Consider the following 16,505-nt stretch of genomic DNA (forward strand, 5'->3'; position numbering starts at 1 on the left):
CGCCCCGTTCGCGCGTCGTCCCCACTCCCGAATCGCCGCGCTTGCATGTAGAATTACCGCAGCCATATCGGCTAAACCCGCGTCCCGTCGCGGGTTTTCTGTTATTCTCAGGGCCGACCGCAAGCGGCCCGCCTACCCGGAGAGATTCCATGGCGCTGGAGCGCACCCTGTCCATCATCAAGCCCGACGCCGTCGCCAAGAACGTCATCGGCGAGATCTACACCCGCTTCGAAAAGGCCGGCCTCAAGGTCGTCGCCTCGAAGATGAAGCACCTGTCGAAGCAGGAAGCGGAAGGTTTCTACGCCGTTCACCGCGAACGTCCGTTCTTCGCCGCGCTGGTCGAGTTCATGATCAGCGGTCCGGTGGTGATCCAGGCGTTGCAGGGCGAGAACGCCGTGCTCAAGCACCGCGAACTGATGGGCGCCACCAACCCGAAGGACGCCGCGCCGGGCACGATCCGCGCCGACTTCGCCGACAGCATCGACGCCAACGCCGTGCACGGTTCGGACAGCCTGGAGAACGCCGCGATCGAAATCGCGTACTTCTTCCCGGCCACCGACGTCTACGCGCGCTGATCGCCAGACGCTGAGCGCAGCAGCAAACACGAGACCGCAGTGAACGAGATCCGCGACAACATCGACGCCCCTTCCGCCGCCGACGCGCAGGCCGAGGGCAAGACGCGCATCGACGCCGTGCGCGTCGATGCGGCCGCGGACGCCGTCGCAGCGGTTCCGGCCACGGCGGCGGCCAAGCCGGTCGCCGCCGTGCCCGACAACGGCAAGACCAATCTGTTCGACCTCGACCGCACCCAGCTCGAGGATTTCTTCGAGCACAGCCTGGGCGAGAAGCGCTACCGCGCGCACCAGGTGATGAAGTGGATCCACCACCGCTACGTCACCGACTTCGACGGCATGACCGACCTGGGCAAGGCGCTGCGCGCCAAGCTCGAAGCGCACGCGCAAGTGCGCGCGCCGATGGTCGTGTTCGACAAGCCCTCCACCGACGGCACCCACAAGTGGCTGCTCGGCATGGACCCGAAGAACGCGATCGAGACCGTCTACATCCCCGACAAGGGCCGCGGCACGCTGTGCGTGTCCTCGCAGGTCGGCTGCGCGCTCAACTGCCAGTTCTGCTCGACCGCGACCCAGGGCTTCAACCGCAACCTGTCCACCGCCGAGATCATCGGCCAGGTGTGGGTGGCGGCGCGCCATCTCGGCAACGTCCCGCACCAGCAGCGCCGGCTCACCAACGTGGTGATGATGGGCATGGGCGAGCCGCTGGCGAACTTCGACAACGTGGTGCGCGCGATGAGCATCATGCGCGACGACCTCGGCTACGGCCTGGCCAACAAGCGCGTGACGCTGTCGACCGCGGGCATGGTGCCGATGATCGACAAGCTCGGCGAAGTGTCCGACGTGTCGCTGGCGGTGTCGCTGCACGCGCCCAACGACGAGCTGCGCAGCGAGCTGGTCCCGCTCAACAAGAAGTACCCGATCGCCGAGTTGATGGAGTCCTGCGTGCGCTACGCGCTGCGCAAGCGCGGCACCTCGGTGACCTTCGAATACACCCTGATGAAGGGCGTCAACGACCAGCCCACGCATGCGCGCCAGCTGGTCCGCCTGCTGCGCCAGTTCGACAACGCGGTGCAGATGAAGGACGCGGCCAAGGTCAACCTGATTCCGTTCAATCCGTTCCCCGGCACCCGTTTCGAGCGCCCGGACGACGCGGCCATCCGCGCGTTCCAGAAGCTGCTCAACGAGGCCGGGATGATCGCGCCGGTGCGGCGCACCCGCGGCGACGACATCGACGCCGCCTGCGGCCAGCTCAAGGGCCAGGTGATGGACCGTACCCGACGCCAGGCCGAGTTCCGCAAGCGCCTGCAGGCGCAGGGGCTGGACCAGGGCCCGGGCCGCGGCGGGGAGATCGGCGATGCCGCTTGACCGGCCGATCCGTTCGGCCCGCGCGCGCCTGCTCGGCGGCCTGGTCGTGTCCGCGCTGGTGCTGGCCGGCGCCGCCGGCTGCAACCGCCTGACCTTCATCAAGCCCAACCTGGAGCGCCGCGGCTCCGAATCGACCGGGCCCACTTACGATTTCAAGAACGACCAGCGCGCCGCGAGCGGGCAGGCTGCCGCCACCGCCCGGGTCCTGGCCGCGCAGCGCTACCTGCAGGCCGGCGACAACGGCAAGGCGCGCGACGAACTGCGCCAGGCGCTCAAGCTCGACCCGAAGTCGGCCGAGGCCTACAGCGTGATGGCGGTGATGGCCGAACGCGACGGCAAGAACGCCGAGGCCGGCGGCCACTACCGCAAGGCCGCCGAGCTGGCGCCGGAACGCGGCGCGGCGCTCAACAACTACGCGGTGTGGCTGTGCGCCAACCAGCAACCGGGCCAGGCGCTGGGCTATTTCGACCGCGCCCGCGTCGATCCGACCTATACCGACCTGGCCCTGCTGTTGGCCAACAGCGGCGCCTGCGCCGATCGCGCCGGGGAGGGCGAACGCGCCGAGCGCGACCTGCGCCAGGCGCTGGCGCTGGAGCCGGAGAACGCCACCGCGCTGAGCGCGATGGCCGCGCGCCAGTTGCGCCTGGGCAAGGCCTTCGAGGCGCGCGCCTTTTCTGAACGCCGTCTGGCCGTTGAGCCTATTTCAGCTGAAGCGCTGATGACTGCGTCACAAATCGAAGAAAAACTCGGCGACAGGGCTGCCGCCGCGAGATACGTTCAGCGAATGAGGGCGGAGTTCCCTGACGCGCAGGGCTCCGAATCGGGGGATGGCGGTAAGTGATGATGCAGTCGAACGAATTCGCGCCTGAAGTCGGCGGAAGCTGCGGCGCGCGTCTGAAACAGGCTCGCGAAGCGGCGGGGCTGTCCATCGAGGACGTGGCCGCGAAGCTGAAGATGCCCGCGCGCGCGATCCAATCGCTGGAACAAGACGATTTCGCCCGCATCGGCGCGCCGGTGTTCGTGCGCGGCCAACTGCGCAGCTATGCGCGCCTGCTCGGCGTCGACCTGGAAGAACAACTGGTCGCCAGCCCGATCGCCTCGACCGCGCCGTCCGAGCTGGTCAGCCACACCCACACCCCGCGCTACCGCCGGGTGTTCGAACAGACCACCCGCCGCGCCGTCTACATCGTCATGACCGCGGCGATCGCGGTGCCGATCTGGATCGCCACCCGCCATCCGGCCGGCAACAGCGCGGTGCAGTCGCTGGACATGGCCGCGCTGCCGGCCGGCGCCGATGCGGCGCAGTCCGCGCGTCCGGCCAGCGACCCGCCGCAGCGCACCCCGGTCATCGCCTCGATCGGCCCGAGCCTGCCGCAGGCCGCGCCGGCGCCGACCGCGGCGAAGTCGCTGACGTTCAAGTTCAGCGGCGACAGCTGGGTGCAGATCGTCGGCAACGACGGCCGCAAGCTCGAGGAAGGCATCCTCGGCGCCGGCCAGGAACGCAGCTACGCCCCGGGCGAAGTCGCCAACGTGCGGCTCGGCAACACCTCGGCGGTGGAAGTGCTAAACGCCGGCCAACCGGTCGATCTGACGCCGTTCAGCCGCGCGAACGTGGCGCGCTTTACGCTATCCTCTGACGGTTCCCTCGCGCCGGTCTCCGACTGACCCGCGTCGCGGGTCCGCGAACGTTCCGTTCCAGGTTTCCGGCCGGCCGCGATGCGGCCGGTTTTCCCGACCTGATTCCGGCCTGTTTCCTTACATGGCCCGTTCGGCCCGCCTGCCGCGCCATGCGCGGCGTCGGGCCGTCCAGGCAGCATAACCACGGCGCATCATGGCGATAGACGACCTGCTCGACGAACACGAACAAAGCGAACGCGTGCTGTCCTGGCTGCGCGCCAACGGTGCCGGCCTGATCGGCGGCATCGCCCTGGGCCTGGCCGCGATCGGCGGCTGGAAGTGGTGGGGCAACCACCAGGTCGAGCAGAACGCGCAGGCCTCCGCCCAGTACCAGTCCGCGGTCGATGCGGTGCAGGCCAAGGACAAGGCCGCCGAAGCCAAGGTCAAGGCGCTGCCGGAAGGCATGTACCACACCCTGGCCGCGCTGGAACTCGCCAAGCAGCAGGTCGAGGCCAACCAGGGCGCCGCCGCCATCGCCACCCTGCGCGCGATCAAGACCGACGACGCCGCGATGGCCGAGATCGTCTCCCAGCGCCTGGCGCGCCTGCTGGTCGACACCAAGCAGCCGGCCGAGGCGCTGAAGCTGCTGGCGCAGTCCAGCCAGCCGCTGGCGATCGAGGTGCGCGGCGACGCCCAGCTCGCGCTCGGCAAGCAGGAACTGGCGCGCAAGGAATACACCGACGCGCTGGCCAAGCTCGACGAAGCCTCGCCGCGCCGCCGCCTGCTCGAACTCAAGCTCACCGAAGCCGGCGGCACGCCGGCCAAGCCCGAGGCCAAGTCTTAATGATCCAAGCCCAGAAGAGGTCTCACGGCGGCGCTTTCGTGCGCGTCGCCGCCACCGCCGCGTTGTTCGCGTTCGCCCTGAGCGGATGCTCGACGGTCAAGGGCTGGTTCGGCGGCAGCAAGAAGAAGGACGACGGCAAGCCCAACGAGCCGACCGAGCTCGTCGATTTCACCGCCAGCGTCAAGGTCGACAAGATCTGGTCGGTCAACGCCGGCAAGGGCGAGGACCGGATCGGCGTGCGCCAGGCGCCGGCCGTGGCCGACGGCCGCGTCTACGCCGCGGCGATCAAGGGCGGCGTGCACGCCTACGACCTGCAGACCGGCAAGGAAGTCTGGCACTTCGTGCCGACCCGCAAGGACAAGAAGGACCGCGAGAAGAAGGACAAGGAGATTCGCTTGTCCGGCGGTCCCGGCGCCGGCGACGGCCTGGTCGTGGTCGGCGGCCTCGACGGCGAGGTGATCGCGCTCGACGCGGCCACCGGCGCGCAGAAGTGGACCGCCAGCGTCCCCAACGAAGTGATCGCCGCGCCGACCATCGGCCTGGGCATGGTGTTCGTGCGCTCCAACGACGGCCGCGTCACCGCCTTCGACGCCGCCAGCGGCGAGCGCCGCTGGTTCTGGAACCGCGACGTGCCGATCCTGTCGCTGCGCGGCAACAGCGCGCCGACGCTGGGCCCGGGCTATGTGTTCGTCGGCAACGACGACGGCACCCTCAGCGCGCTGGCCGCCAGCGACGGCCGCTCGACCTGGGACGTGCCGGTGGCGCAGCCCGACGGCCGCAGCGAGCTCGATCGCATGGCCGACATCGACGGCGCCCCGGTGCTGGAAGGCACGGTGCTGTACGCGACCAGCTTCAAGAAGCAGACCATGGCGATCGACGCGCCGAGCGGCCGGCCGATGTGGGCCAGCGAGCACGGCGGCGCCGGCCGCCTGGGCGTGGCCAGCGACAAGCTGATCGTCGCCGACCCGGCCGGCACCGTGTTCGGCCTGGACAAGACCAGCGGCGCCGCGTTGTGGTCGCAGCCCTCGCTGGCGCGCCGCGACCTGACCGGCGCGGCGGTGCAGGGCGACTACGCCCTGGTCGGCGACTTCGACGGCTACGTGCACTGGATGAAGTTGTCGACCGGCGAGTTCGCCGCCCGCGCCCGCGCCGGCCGCAAGCCGCTCAAGGCCGCGCCGGTAGTGGTCGACGGCATCGCGATCGTGCAGAACATCAAGGGCGAGCTGACCGCGTTCAAGCTGCAGTGAGGCCGGGCACCGGGCTTTGAGAGGCCGGTTCGGGCGAGGCGGGGCGCGGAGGCTGAAGGCCGCTCGCGCCGGCCGGACCCGGGGCGGCGTCCCGATTCCCGACGGCCGCTTCGCCATGCAGACGATGTGATGCGGCCCGGGCGGCGTGCAGCCGTCCCGGGCCGTTCGTTTTCGGGGCCGGGCGCCTGGCGCTCCGGCCCGGCCGGGTTCGCCCGCCGCGCGAAGGCGTCTTCGCGCCCGCTCTGGCACTATGTCGGCCTTTCCGGCCGAGTTCGCTGCGCGGATCCGTCCGCCGCCGCGCCGCCCTTCCTATTCCTCATTCCCGGCTGCAAACAACCATGCTTCCGCTAGTCGCCCTCGTTGGTCGCCCCAACGTCGGAAAATCCACCCTGTTCAACGCGCTCACGCGCAGCCGCGACGCGCTCGTCCACGACGAGCCGGGCGTCACCCGCGATCGCCACTACGGCGTGTGCCGGCCCGAGGGCCAGCGCGCGTTCGCGGTGGTCGACACCGGCGGCATCGCCGGCGAGGAGCAGGGCCTGGCCGGCGCCACCGCGCGCCAGGCGCGCGCCGCGGCCGAAGAGGCCGACCTGGTGCTGTTCGTGGTCGACGGCCGCGAAGGCGCCTCGGCGCTGGACGACGAGATCCTGGCCTGGCTGCGCAAGACCTCGCGGCCGACCCTGCTGGTGGTCAACAAGACCGACGGCATCGACGCGCGCGCGGCGATCGACGACTTCGCCCGTTACGGCATCCGCGACGCCATCGCGGTCTCCTCGGCGCACCGCCAGGGCCTGGACGAGCTGCTGGCCGAAGTGCTGGCGCGCGTGCCCGAAGAGGGCGCGACCGCCGAGCTGGACAACGATCCCAACCGCATCCGCGTGGCCTTCATCGGCCGCCCGAACGTGGGCAAGTCGACCCTGGTCAACCGACTGCTCGGCGAGGAGCGCATGATCGCTTCCGACGTGCCGGGCACCACCCGCGACTCGGTCGCGGTCGACATGGAACGCGACGGCCGCCTGTACCGGCTGGTCGACACCGCCGGCGTGCGGCGCAAGTCCAAGGTCGAGGAAGCGGTCGAGAAATTCTCGATCATCAAGACCCTGCAGGCGATCGAGCAGTGCCAGGTCGCGGTGGTCATGCTCGACTGCACCGAGGGCGTGACCGACCAGGACGCCAGCGTGCTCGGCTACGCGCTCGACGCCGGCCGCGCGCTGGTGATCGCGGTCAACAAGTGGGACGGGCAGACCGAATACCAGCGCCAGCAGACCGAGAACCTGCTCAAGCGCAAGCTCGCCTTCGTCGAGTGGGCCGAGCCGGTGCGCATCAGCGCCAAGCACGGCTCGGGCCTGAAGGAGCTGTTCGCGGCGATCCACCGCGCGCACGCCTCGGCCACCACCGAGATCGGCACCAGCGAGGTCACCAAGGCGATGGAGATCGCCTACGAGACCAACCCGCCGCCGGTGGTGCGCGGGCATGTGGCCAAGCTGCGCTTCGCCCATCCGGCCGGGCTCAACCCGCCGACCTTCGTCGTCCACGGCACCCGCCTGCGCACCCTCAGCGACAGCTATAAGCGCTACCTGGAGAACTTCTTCCGCAAGCGCTTCAAGCTGGTCGGCACGCCGGTGCGCTTCGTGTTCAAGGAAGGCAGCAATCCGTACGAGGGCAAGAAGAACGTGCTGACCGAGCGGCAGGTGGCGAAGAAGAAGCGCTTGATTAGGCATGTGAAGCGCGGGAAGTAAGCGCGGCGGCCGGTTCGGCTCGCGAAGCCGGGGGCGACGTCAGAATGGATTCCGGCTTTCGCCGGAATGACGGGACGTGGAGACGCAACCTCCGATCCGTCATTCCGGCGAAAGCCGGAATCCATTTTGATTTTGCGTTCCCATCAACGTCTCGACACCCGACACCCGACGCCGGACGCCGGACGCCGGACGCCGGACAGTGGACAGTGGACAGTGGACAGTGGACAGTGGACAGTGGACGGCGCCGCCGACGCCGACGCCAGCACCAGCACCAGCGCCGACGCCAGCGCCGATGCCACCGAGCGCGCACAATGACGTTTCCCAGGCCACCGCGCAGCGCATGCCCATCGCTCCCGCCGATCTCACCCTCGGCCTGCTCGCCGGCGGCCGCGCCACCCGGCTGGGCGGGCGCGACAAGGCCTGGCTGCGACGCGACGGCGAATTCCAGGTGCTGCGCCTGGCACAGGCGTTCGCGCCTTGCGCCGGGCAAACGCTGGTCAGCGCCAACCGCGACGTGCAGCGCTACGCCGAATACGGCCTGCGCGCCGTAGTCGATCGCAGCCCCGATCTCGGCCCGCTCGGCGGCCTGGACGCGCTGGCCGCAGCTGCCGCGACGCCGTGGCTGCTGACCCTGCCGGTCGATGCGCTCGCCGCCGGGCCCTGGTTGCTGGACGCGCTCGCTGCCGCCCAGGCCGAGGCCGGGCAGGGCGCCTACGCCGTCGACGACGACGGCGTGCAGCCGCTGTTCGCGTTGTGGCCGGTGGCGCCGTTGCGCGCCGCACTGGCGCCGGCCCTGGCCCAGCGGCAATTGGCGGTGCGCGGCTTGCAGGCCGCGCTCGGCATGGCCATGGCGCGCCTGCCTGGCCTACGCTTGGGCAACCTCAACACGCCCGCCGATCTTGCCGCGGCCGGTATCGACGCCGATCCGATGGCATGAGCGTCCACCACTCCCAACGCCGGCGCGACGACGCGGCCGTTCGTCCCGCTTGCCACCGCACCGACGATGGCGTGATCGCCCGTTCCGCCCAGCGCCGGCCGGCTTGCGTCCCGACTCCGCCGCGCACCGCACCCAAGAGCCCGCCATGACTGATTTCCCCACCGGCCTGCTGTTCGACGAGGCCATGGCCGTGACCGCCGAGGTCGCCGCCGCGCACCGCCTCGAGATCGAACATCCTGCGCTGTCGCGCTGCCACGGCCGGGTGCTGGCCCAGGACGTGGTCGCGCCGCTGTCGCTGCCGCCGTTCGACAACAGCGCGATGGATGGCTTCGCCCTGCGCCATGCCGACCTGCTCGGCGAGCAGACCGAACTGCGCCTGGTCGGCGAGCAATTCGCCGGCCTCGCGCTCGGGTTGGCGCTTGGCGCCGGCGAATGCGCGCGCATCACCACCGGCGCGCCGCTGCCGGCCGGCGCCGACACGGTCGCGATCAAGGAGAACGTGCGTGTCGACGGCGACCGGGTGTGGGTGCCGCAGGCCAAGCGCGGCCACCACGTGCGCTACGCCGGCGAGGACGTGGCCGAGGGCGAGACCGTGCTGCGCGCCGGACAGGCGCTGACGCCGGCGCGGGTGTCGCTGGCCGCCTCGCTCGGCCTGTCCTCGCTGCCGGTGCGGCGCAAGCCGACGGTGGCGGTGTTCACCAGCGGCGACGAGCTGGTCGAGCCGGGCATGCCGCTGCGGCCCGGGCAGATCTACGACAGCAACCGCGAACTGCTGATGGGCCTGCTGCGCGCCGACGGACTGGAGCCGACCGCATGGCCGCGCCTGCCCGACGATCCCCGGCAGGTCGAGATCGCCCTGCGCGATGCCGCCTGCGCGTTCGACCTGGTGTTCACCTGCGGCGCGGTGTCGGCCGGCGAGAAGGACCATATCCCGGCGGTGCTGGGACAGTTCGGCCGCATCCATTTTTGGAAAGTGAAGATGCGCCCGGGCATGCCGCTGTTGCTGGCGAGCATGGACCAGGCGCGCTGCCTCGGCCTGCCGGGCAATCCGGTGTCGGTGCTGGCGACCTACCTGAGTTTTGGGCGCGCGCTGATCGACGGCTTGCAGGGCCGGGTCGAGCCGCGGCCGAAGCTGCGGGCGCGATTGGTCGGCGGGATCGAGAAAAGCCATCCGCGCCGCGAGTTCGTGCGCGCGCGCCTGCGCAGCGACGAGGACGGAGTGTTGTGGGTCGACCCGAATCCGGCCACCGCCTCGCACCGGCTGCGCGCGGCGGCCGATTCGGATGCGCTGATGGTGGTGGCCGAGGGCGAGCAACGCCTGCAGGAAGGCGCGGTGATGGAAGTCTGGCCGTACGCGCTCGGCTGAGGTTCGCCGGCGGTGGCTGTTGTGGGAGGGGTTTCAGCCCCGATGCTTTCCGATCCGATCGCCGCGAGCCGGCACGTGTTCTCAGCTGAGTCGTTGTGGGGAGGCTTCAGCCCCGATGCTTTGCGGTCGGATCGCCGCGCGCCGGCACGCGTTCGCAGCTGAGTCGTTGTGGGAGGGGCTTCAGCCCCGATGCTTTGCGGTCGGATCGCCGCGAGCCGGCACGCGTTCGCAGCTGAGTTGTTGTGGGAGGGGCTTCAGCCCCGACGCTCTCCGGCCCGGTCGCGGCGAGCCGGCACAACGACATCGGGGCTGAAGCCCATTCCACAGCGGCCATCCGCCAACCCACGCAACGCTGCATCCCCGCGCCTGCCTGCCAGGGGGCGCGCGAAAGCGGATAATCCGCGCATGAGCATCGAACAGATTTCCCCCGCGCAGGCGCGCGCGCGCCAGCAGGCCGGCGCAGTCCTGATCGACGTGCGCGAGGCGCACGAGCGCGCGAGCGGGCAGGCCGAGCACGCGCTCGGCGTGGCCAAGGACGCGCTCGAGGCCGATCCGGCCGCGACCGTGCCCGACCGTGGCGCCGAGATCGTGCTGATCTGCCAGAGCGGCGCGCGTTCGCTACGCGCCGCGCAGGCGCTGCTCGACGCCGGCTACGCGCGCGTGGCCTCGGTCGACGGCGGCACCACGCGCTGGATCGCCGAGGGCCTGCCGCTGGCGCCGCTACGCCAGTCCGCCGACGAGATCGATTTCTACGACCGCTATTCGCGCCACCTGCGCCTGCCCGAGGTCGGCGAAGCCGGTCAGCGCAAGCTGCAGGCCGCGCGCGTGGCCATGGTCGGCGCCGGCGGGCTGGGTTCGCCGGCGGCGTTCTACCTGGCCGCGGCCGGCGTCGGCACCCTGGTGCTGGCCGACGACGACGTGGTCGACCGCAGCAACCTGCAGCGGCAGATCCTGCACACCGAAGACCGCATCGGCATGCCCAAGGTCGAGTCGGCGAAGATCGCGCTGCAGGCGCTCAATCCGCGGTTGCGGGTAGAGACCTTCGCCGAGCGCATCAGCTCCGACAACGTCGAGCGCCTGATCGGCGAGGCCGACGTGGTGTTCGACGGCGCCGACAATTTCCCGGTGCGCTATCTGCTCAACGACGCCTGCGTGAAACTGGCCAAGCCGCTGGTGTACGGCGCGATCCATCGTTTCGAAGGGCAGGTCAGCCTGTTCGACGCCGGCCGCCATCGTGGCCAGTGCCCGTGCTACCGCTGCCTGTTCCCCGAACCGCCGCCGCCGGAGGCGGCGCCGAACTGCGCCGAGGCCGGCGTGCTCGGCGTGCTGCCGGGCGTGATCGGGCTGGTGCAAGCGACCGAGGTGGTCAAGCTGATCCTCGGTCTGGGCGAATCGCTGGCCGGGCGGCTGCTGCATTTCGATGCGCTGGCCATGCGTTTCCGCGAAACCCGGTTGCGGCCGGACCCCGAATGCCCGGTATGCGCGGCGGGCCGCGCGTTTCCGGGCTATATCGATTACCAGGCGTTCTGCGCCGCGCCGTGAGCGCGGACGCCGCGGGAGGACGACGATGCGAGCGCAAGCGATGAGGTTACGGTGCCGTTGGCTTGCGACGGCGCTCGCCGCGGCGGCGCTGCTGATCGCCTTGCCGGCGGCGGCGCAGTCGCCGACGCCATCGGGCTTCGAGCGCGTCGCCGAACTCAGCGCGCAGCGCCTGCTGCTGGCCGACGCGGTCGCGGCGAGCAAGCGCGCCTCGGGCAAACCGGTCGAGGACGCTCAGCGCGAAGGCGAGCAACTGGCGCGGGTGCGCGAGCAGGCGACGGCGCGCGCGTTGCCGGCCGAGCCGACGGCTGCGTTCTTCCGCGCGCAGATGGAAGCCAACAAGCTTGTGCAGTACCGCCTGCTGGCCGAACCCGGGCGCGCCGGCGCCGCGGTCGATCTGGCGCCGGTGCGGGCCAAGCTGGACGCGATCAACGCGCAGTTGCTGGACGCGCTGCCGGCGGCGCTGAGCCAGGGGAGCGGAGACGATTGCGCGCGGCGCGCGTCCGATGCGCGCAAGCGTGCGGCCAGGCGCCATCGGCTGGACGAATTGCATCGCACCGCGTTGGCGCGCGCGTTCGGGGATTTGTGCCGGTCGCCTTGAGGCTGGAGCGGGCAAGGGCAACGGCGAAAAGGGATTGCGGCTTGTGTCGCAACGACGGCGAAGGGACGACGTCGTTGCAACTCGCGCATCTAGATGATTCGAAGCGCCGCTTACGGCGCCGGCGATCCGGCGCCGTCGTGCGACCGCCGCGGGACTGCGCTCAGTCCGCCGCGATCGCCTCGATCTCGACCATCCAGCCTTCCTCGTACAGGTCGGCGATGATCACCGTCAGCGCCGGCGTGTGTTCGCCGAGGACTTCGCGGCGGATCTCGTAATTGCGTTCGCGCAGCCGGCGTTCGCTGAGGAACGTGGTGACCTTGACCAGGTTGCTGAAATCCATCCCGGCCTGCTTGAGCTGCTGCTCGACGTTGGCCCAGGCGCGCCGGCACTGGCCTTCGAAGTCCTTGGGCAGGATGCATTTCTCGCATTGCGGCAACTGGCCGCTGATGAACAGCAATCGTCGGAATCCGCTGATCTCGTGCGCCTGCGCGTACGACACGTCGTTGGGTTGGATCGCCCTGCGTTGCATCTGCATGTGCATGTTGCGTCCTCCAAGTGAGGCGCGAGCGGCCGCGCGCGGTGCGGGCGAGGTCGTCGCCCGCGCCCGCCGGAATCCCGCGCTAGTCGATGAACTCCCTCAAGGCCTGGCCGTACTCCGGATAGGTCCCGATGTTGTGGTGGTCCGCGCCCCTGAGCTGCACCACTTCCACGCCTTGCGGGCGGGTCTGCAGCGAGTGCACCAGGCGGGTGGTGTTGGGCGGCGGGATCACGTCGTCGTTGCTGGCGCGCACCACCAGGATCGGACCGAAGTAGCCGCGCAGGTTGGCGATCGAATCGTAGCGGTCGCGCACCAGCCAGCGCGTGGGCAGCCAACGGTAGTGCGCCTGGGCGGTGTCGCCGAGGCTGTCGAACGGGGTCACCAGGGCCAGGCGCTCGACCGGGCGCTTGCCGGCGACGAAGCTGGCCACGCCGCTGCCGAGGCTGCGGCCGATCACCGAGACCGGCTGGCGCGGATGCTCGCGCGCGACCTGGTCGAAGATCGCCAGCGCGTCGGCGAACAGTTCCGGCTCCGCCGGCGCGCCGTCGCTGGCGCCGAAGCCGCGGTAGGACAGCAGGTAGATGGTGCGGTCGGGGAACCACTGGGCGAGGGTCTCGCGCATGTTCTCGATGCGCTCGGCGTTGCCGCCGAAGTAGATCAGCGCCTTCTCGCGTCCGGCGTTGAGGCGCCAGCCGCGCAGCACCGCGTCGCCGCGCTCGACCGTGTAGTCGGTCATGTCGGCGCCGAGGCGGGTGTTCTGCGGGAAATACATCAGGTCGCGTTGCTTGAAGTACATCCAGCCGCAGATGCTGACGTAGCCGGCGGCGGCGACGCCGGCGATCGCGGCCAAGGATTGGAACAGGCGGGGGTTGCGTGCCATCGATGCGTGGGCCCTGGAATGCGGTGCGGGAAAGCGCCGGGCGGCCGCAGGCGGCCGTGGGGCGCATGGTGCGTGTTGCGACGATACCCCGCGGGCACGCGCGCCGCCAGCGGCGCGTGGCGGCCATCGCGCGCTCACGCGACTTGCACGGAAGATCGCTAGGCTGGCGCGGGCGGGCCGATGCGCGATCGCGCCAACCTTCCCGCATGACAACCCCGGCGTTGCGCGCCCCCGCGCGGACGCCGCGATGGACCGGAGATCGCCGCATGCCCCGCAGTTTCGTTGTGGTTTTGCCCATCCTGGCCGCTGTGTCGGCGTTGCTTGCGCCTTGGGGCGCGGCCCGCGCCGCCGACGCTTGCCCGTCGCTGCGCAACCTCGGCGGCGCGGCCCAGGCCGCGACCCGCGTCGCGGCCGCGGCGTGCAGCGAGAACCTGCTGTGGTACCGGCCCTTCATCGATATCCAGGGCCGCCTGGCCAGCGCCTCGGTGAGCGAATCGGAAAACGCGCGCCTGGCCGACGGCGCCACCGAAACCTGGCGCCGCACCGCCGGCTACTGGCGCGAGACCGGCCTGCTCCAGCGCATGAGCGGTTTCGCCGGCGCCGACCAATGCTTCGATCCGTTCGGCAGCGCGTATTCGACCCAGGGTTGCCGCGCCTTCCTGGTCGACAATCCGTGGTCGGCCGCGTTCGTGTCCTACGTGATGATGAAGGCCGCGGTGCCGGGCTTCCGCCCTTCGGCCAGCCACTACGATTACGTGCGCGAGGCCTATCGCAATCCCGACCAGAGCCCGTTCCTGTACCTGGACCCGGCCAGCGCCGCGGCCGCGCCGGGCGATCTGCTGTGCGCGGTGCGCTCGAGCACGCGCGTGTACGGCTACCAGGGTTTGATCGCCGCGCTCGACAGCGGCAACGGTTCGTTGGCGATGCACTGCGACGTCGTCGTCGCGGTCAGTCCGGACAACGACGGCAAGGCCTACCTGATCGGCGGCAACGTCCAGCAGGGCGCGACCATGCGGCTGATGGCGGTCAACCGCAACGGCCAGTTCTGGCCGCTGCCGCTGCGCAGCGAAACCCAGGTGGAATGCTCGCCCGACACCGCCACGGCTTGCGACATGAACAAGCTCGACTGGGCGGCGCTGCTCAAGCTCAAGCCCGATGCCAGCCTGGCGACGCTGGCGCCGCCGCAGCCGCTGTTCGCGCCGCAGCAGGCGCCGTCGCAGCAGCCGTCGGGGTGCTGCATCAACTGCGTGGTGGGGTCGGGAATCCCGCGTTGCCCGAATCCGAATGCGCCGTCGCTGCAGCCGCAGGGGCAGGCGCCGGTGCAGGATTGAGATCGCTGCGAGGTCGCGCAGTACCCCTGTAGGAGCGGCGCGAGCCGCGACTGCGGGAACGATGCGACGGCGGCGGCTGGATGTCTTGCGTGCGTGCCGGGTTTGTTTTGCGGGCGGCGGGGACGGGCATCTCGTGCCTGCGCAGCGGTTCGGTTTTCGCGGTCGCGGCTTGCGCCGCTCCTACAGGGGGCGGCCGTTGCGGCGTCGCTCCGTTACTGCCTCGCTTCCCTCCACCCCGTCATTCCGGCGAAAGCCGGAATCCATTTTGCTTTTGCTCCCACAACTGCAGAAGCAAGATCAAAATGGGTTCCGGCTTTCGCCGGAACGACGGGGTGGGGAGGCGGTGCGCAGGGGCCGTGCAGGAGCCGCAACCGCGCGCAATCGCTCTCAGCCGTGCCGCTTCTGCGCCGCCTCGAACGCGGCCAACTGCTCCGGCGTCGCTTCCTGTTGGTATTGCGCCTTCCACTGCGCGAACGGCATTCCGTAGATCGCCTCGCGCGCCTGGTCCTTGCTCAACTCGATCCCGCGCTCGCTGGCGGCGTCGCGGTACCAGTCGGCCAGGCAGTTGCGGCAGAAGCCGGCCAGGATCATCAGGTCGATGTTCTGCACGTCGCGGCGCTCGTGCATCAGGTGGGCGAGCAGGCGGCGGAAAGCGGCGGCCTGCAGGGCTTCGGTGGCGGCGTCCGGGACGGCGGTGGGGTCGGTCGGGGTCATGGCGGGGCTCTGATGGCGGTGCTCTGGACGGGGAGGGGCGAGAACGGGCCGGTGCGGCCGCGGCGCGCGGCGGCCGGCGCGGCGGGCCCGCGCGCTGCATCGGCGAAATGCGCGCGCCGGCGAAATTCGGCCGGCCGGATCGGCGATAATGCGCGGCCCGACTCTACCGCAGCCGAGCCCGCATGACGCCTCCTTCGCACCCGGCCCGCATCCTCGACGGCAAGCGCATCGCCGAGGAACTGCTCGACAACCTCAAGGCCCAGGTCGACCAGCGCGTCGCCCGCGGCCTGTCGCGGCCGGGGTTGGCGGTGGTGCTGGTCGGCAGCGATCCGGCCTCCTCGGTGTACGTGCGCAACAAGCGCCGCGCCGCGCAGAAGGTCGGCATCCGCGCGATCGACTACGACCTGCCGGCCGATCCCGGCGACGAGGCGCTGCTGGCGCTGATCGACAAGCTCAACGCCGACCCCGAGGTGCACGGCATCCTGGTCCAGCTGCCGCTGCCGGACCGCCGCGACGCCACCGCGCTGATCCACCGCATCGACCCGCGCAAGGACGTCGACGGCTTCCATCCGGAAAACGTCGGCCACCTGATGCTGCGCCAGTTCGGCCTGCGCCCGTGCACGCCGCGCGGCATCACCACCCTGTTGGGCTACACCGACCGCCCGGTGCGCGGGCAGAGCGCGACCATCGTCGGGGTCAGCAACCACGTCGGCCGGCCGATGGCGCTGGAGCTGCTGATCGCCGGCTGCACCGTCACCAGCTGCCACAAGTTCACCCCGCAGGCGGTGCTGGAGCAGTCGGTGCGCAACGCCGACATCCTGGTGGTCGCGGTCGGCCGGCCGGGGTTGATCCCGGGCGAATGGGTCAAGCCGGGCGCGGTGGTGATCGACGTGGGCATCAACCGGCTCGACGACGGCCGCCTGGTCGGCGACGTCGGCTTCGCCGCGGCCGCGCAGCGCGCCAGCTGGATCACGCCGGTGCCGGGCGGGGTCGGGCCGATGACGGTCGCCACGCTGATGCAGAACACCCTGGAAGCGGCCGAGGCGGCGGACAAGGCGGCCGGGCAGGACTGAAGGCCGCCCGGCGGGCTCCCGGGCCCGCCAGGCAAGCCTTAACGGGCCCCTCGCACGCCACCCGCGGAACGTCGCTTTCCGCCCGCGCGGCGAGCGGAGCGGAGCGGTTTCGGGTTAGAATGGCGCGCTTCATCCTCCC

General features: G+C 70.7%; 18 protein-coding genes and 1 pseudogene. 14 read left to right on the forward strand and 5 right to left on the reverse strand.

Features of this window, described 5'->3' with window-relative positions:
• Positions 1–149 precede the first annotated feature (149 nt).
• The 9 genes from ndk (at position 150) to RDV84_RS17910 (ending at position 9,690) form a co-directional block, all read left to right on the forward strand.
• Positions 150–575 (forward strand): nucleoside-diphosphate kinase, encoded by a 426-nt coding sequence (gene ndk, locus RDV84_RS17870; protein WP_078995781.1) that lies wholly within the window; start codon positions 150–152, stop codon positions 573–575.
• A 189-nt stretch (positions 576–764) separates the two neighbouring features.
• A complete protein-coding gene (gene rlmN / locus RDV84_RS17875) occupies positions 765–1,940 on the forward strand; it encodes a dual-specificity RNA methyltransferase RlmN (protein WP_057950141.1) in 1,176 nt (391 codons plus the stop codon).
• Positions 1,930–2,781, forward strand: a complete 852-nt coding sequence (pilW, locus tag RDV84_RS17880) for a type IV pilus biogenesis/stability protein PilW (protein ID WP_057947901.1) — start codon at positions 1,930–1,932, stop codon at positions 2,779–2,781. Before rlmN ends, pilW begins: the two co-directional genes overlap by 11 nt.
• Positions 2,781–3,605 carry a helix-turn-helix domain-containing protein gene (locus RDV84_RS17885; RefSeq protein WP_057947900.1) on the forward strand — a complete coding sequence of 275 codons (825 nt, stop codon included), beginning with the start codon at positions 2,781–2,783 and terminating at the stop codon, positions 3,603–3,605. Before pilW ends, RDV84_RS17885 begins: the two co-directional genes overlap by 1 nt.
• A 166-nt stretch (positions 3,606–3,771) precedes the next feature.
• On the forward strand, positions 3,772–4,401 hold the full coding sequence (locus RDV84_RS17890) for a YfgM family protein (protein WP_057947899.1): 630 nt from the start codon (positions 3,772–3,774) through the stop codon (positions 4,399–4,401).
• Positions 4,401–5,648, forward strand: a complete 1,248-nt coding sequence (bamB, locus tag RDV84_RS17895; RefSeq protein ID WP_057947898.1) for an outer membrane protein assembly factor BamB — start codon at positions 4,401–4,403, stop codon at positions 5,646–5,648. The genes RDV84_RS17890 and bamB overlap by 1 nt, the downstream gene beginning before the upstream one ends.
• A gap of 338 nt (positions 5,649–5,986) precedes the next feature.
• Complete coding sequence (gene der, locus RDV84_RS17900) at positions 5,987–7,387, forward strand: ribosome biogenesis GTPase Der (protein ID WP_057947897.1); 1,401 nt, start codon at positions 5,987–5,989, stop codon at positions 7,385–7,387.
• Between the two features lie 340 nt (positions 7,388–7,727).
• Positions 7,728–8,324, forward strand: a complete 597-nt coding sequence (gene mobA, locus RDV84_RS17905; protein ID WP_057947896.1) for a molybdenum cofactor guanylyltransferase — start codon at positions 7,728–7,730, stop codon at positions 8,322–8,324.
• A 145-nt stretch (positions 8,325–8,469) separates the two neighbouring features.
• Complete coding sequence (locus RDV84_RS17910; RefSeq protein WP_309151104.1) at positions 8,470–9,690, forward strand: molybdopterin molybdotransferase MoeA; 1,221 nt, start codon at positions 8,470–8,472, stop codon at positions 9,688–9,690.
• A gap of 14 nt (positions 9,691–9,704) precedes the next feature.
• On the opposite strand, the pseudogene RDV84_RS26795 reads toward RDV84_RS17910, so the two are convergent.
• A pseudogene (locus tag RDV84_RS26795) lies at positions 9,705–9,881 on the reverse strand (DUF6053 domain-containing protein); the annotation flags it as partial.
• On the reverse strand, positions 9,797–9,994 hold the full coding sequence (locus RDV84_RS27395; protein ID WP_486624509.1) for a DUF6053 domain-containing protein: 198 nt from the start codon (positions 9,992–9,994) through the stop codon (positions 9,797–9,799). The gene RDV84_RS27395 and the pseudogene RDV84_RS26795, both read right to left, overlap by 85 nt.
• Between RDV84_RS27395 and RDV84_RS27400 the strand changes: the two genes are divergently transcribed.
• The 3 genes from RDV84_RS27400 to aroQ are packed head-to-tail and all read left to right on the forward strand — an operon-like array spanning position 9,933 to position 11,830.
• Positions 9,933–10,088, forward strand: a complete 156-nt coding sequence (locus RDV84_RS27400; protein ID WP_486624522.1) for a DUF6053 domain-containing protein — start codon at positions 9,933–9,935, stop codon at positions 10,086–10,088. The two genes, RDV84_RS27395 and RDV84_RS27400, sit on opposite strands and share 62 nt — an antisense overlap.
• A complete protein-coding gene (gene moeB, locus RDV84_RS17915; RefSeq protein WP_309153749.1) occupies positions 10,057–11,232 on the forward strand; it encodes a molybdopterin-synthase adenylyltransferase MoeB in 1,176 nt (391 codons plus the stop codon). Before RDV84_RS27400 ends, moeB begins: the two co-directional genes overlap by 32 nt.
• A 25-nt stretch (positions 11,233–11,257) precedes the next feature.
• Positions 11,258–11,830, forward strand: a complete 573-nt coding sequence (gene aroQ / locus RDV84_RS17920) for a gamma subclass chorismate mutase AroQ (protein WP_309151105.1) — start codon at positions 11,258–11,260, stop codon at positions 11,828–11,830.
• A gap of 160 nt (positions 11,831–11,990) precedes the next feature.
• On the opposite strand, the gene RDV84_RS17925 is transcribed toward aroQ, so the two are convergent.
• Both RDV84_RS17925 and RDV84_RS17930 read right to left on the reverse strand, forming a co-directional pair.
• Positions 11,991–12,371, reverse strand: coding sequence for a RidA family protein (locus RDV84_RS17925; RefSeq protein WP_057947892.1), 381 nt, complete (start codon positions 12,369–12,371; stop codon positions 11,991–11,993).
• Between the two features lie 79 nt (positions 12,372–12,450).
• Positions 12,451–13,248: an alpha/beta hydrolase gene (locus RDV84_RS17930; RefSeq protein WP_309151106.1), complete on the reverse strand. Its 798-nt coding sequence runs from the start codon at positions 13,246–13,248 to the stop codon at positions 12,451–12,453.
• A gap of 284 nt (positions 13,249–13,532) precedes the next feature.
• Between RDV84_RS17930 and RDV84_RS17935 the strand changes: the two genes are divergently transcribed.
• The gene (locus RDV84_RS17935) at positions 13,533–14,579 is read left to right on the forward strand and encodes a DUF2272 domain-containing protein (protein WP_309151107.1); all 1,047 of its coding nucleotides are present in this window, start codon (positions 13,533–13,535) and stop codon (positions 14,577–14,579) included.
• Between the two features lie 387 nt (positions 14,580–14,966).
• Here the strand turns inward: RDV84_RS17935 and RDV84_RS17940 are convergent, their stop codons facing one another.
• Complete coding sequence (locus RDV84_RS17940; RefSeq protein WP_250449919.1) at positions 14,967–15,293, reverse strand: DUF1244 domain-containing protein; 327 nt, start codon at positions 15,291–15,293, stop codon at positions 14,967–14,969.
• A 182-nt stretch (positions 15,294–15,475) separates the two neighbouring features.
• On the opposite strand from RDV84_RS17940, the gene folD reads away from it, so the two are divergent.
• Entirely contained in the window at positions 15,476–16,366 is an 891-nt protein-coding gene (gene folD, locus RDV84_RS17945) for a bifunctional methylenetetrahydrofolate dehydrogenase/methenyltetrahydrofolate cyclohydrolase FolD (RefSeq protein WP_309151108.1), read from the forward strand.
• The last annotated feature ends 139 nt before the right edge of the window (positions 16,367–16,505 follow it).

Origin of the sequence: Lysobacter yananisis (assembly GCF_031199375.1) — a bacterium.
Taxonomy (GTDB): Bacteria; Pseudomonadota; Gammaproteobacteria; order Xanthomonadales; family Xanthomonadaceae; genus Lysobacter; species Lysobacter yananisis.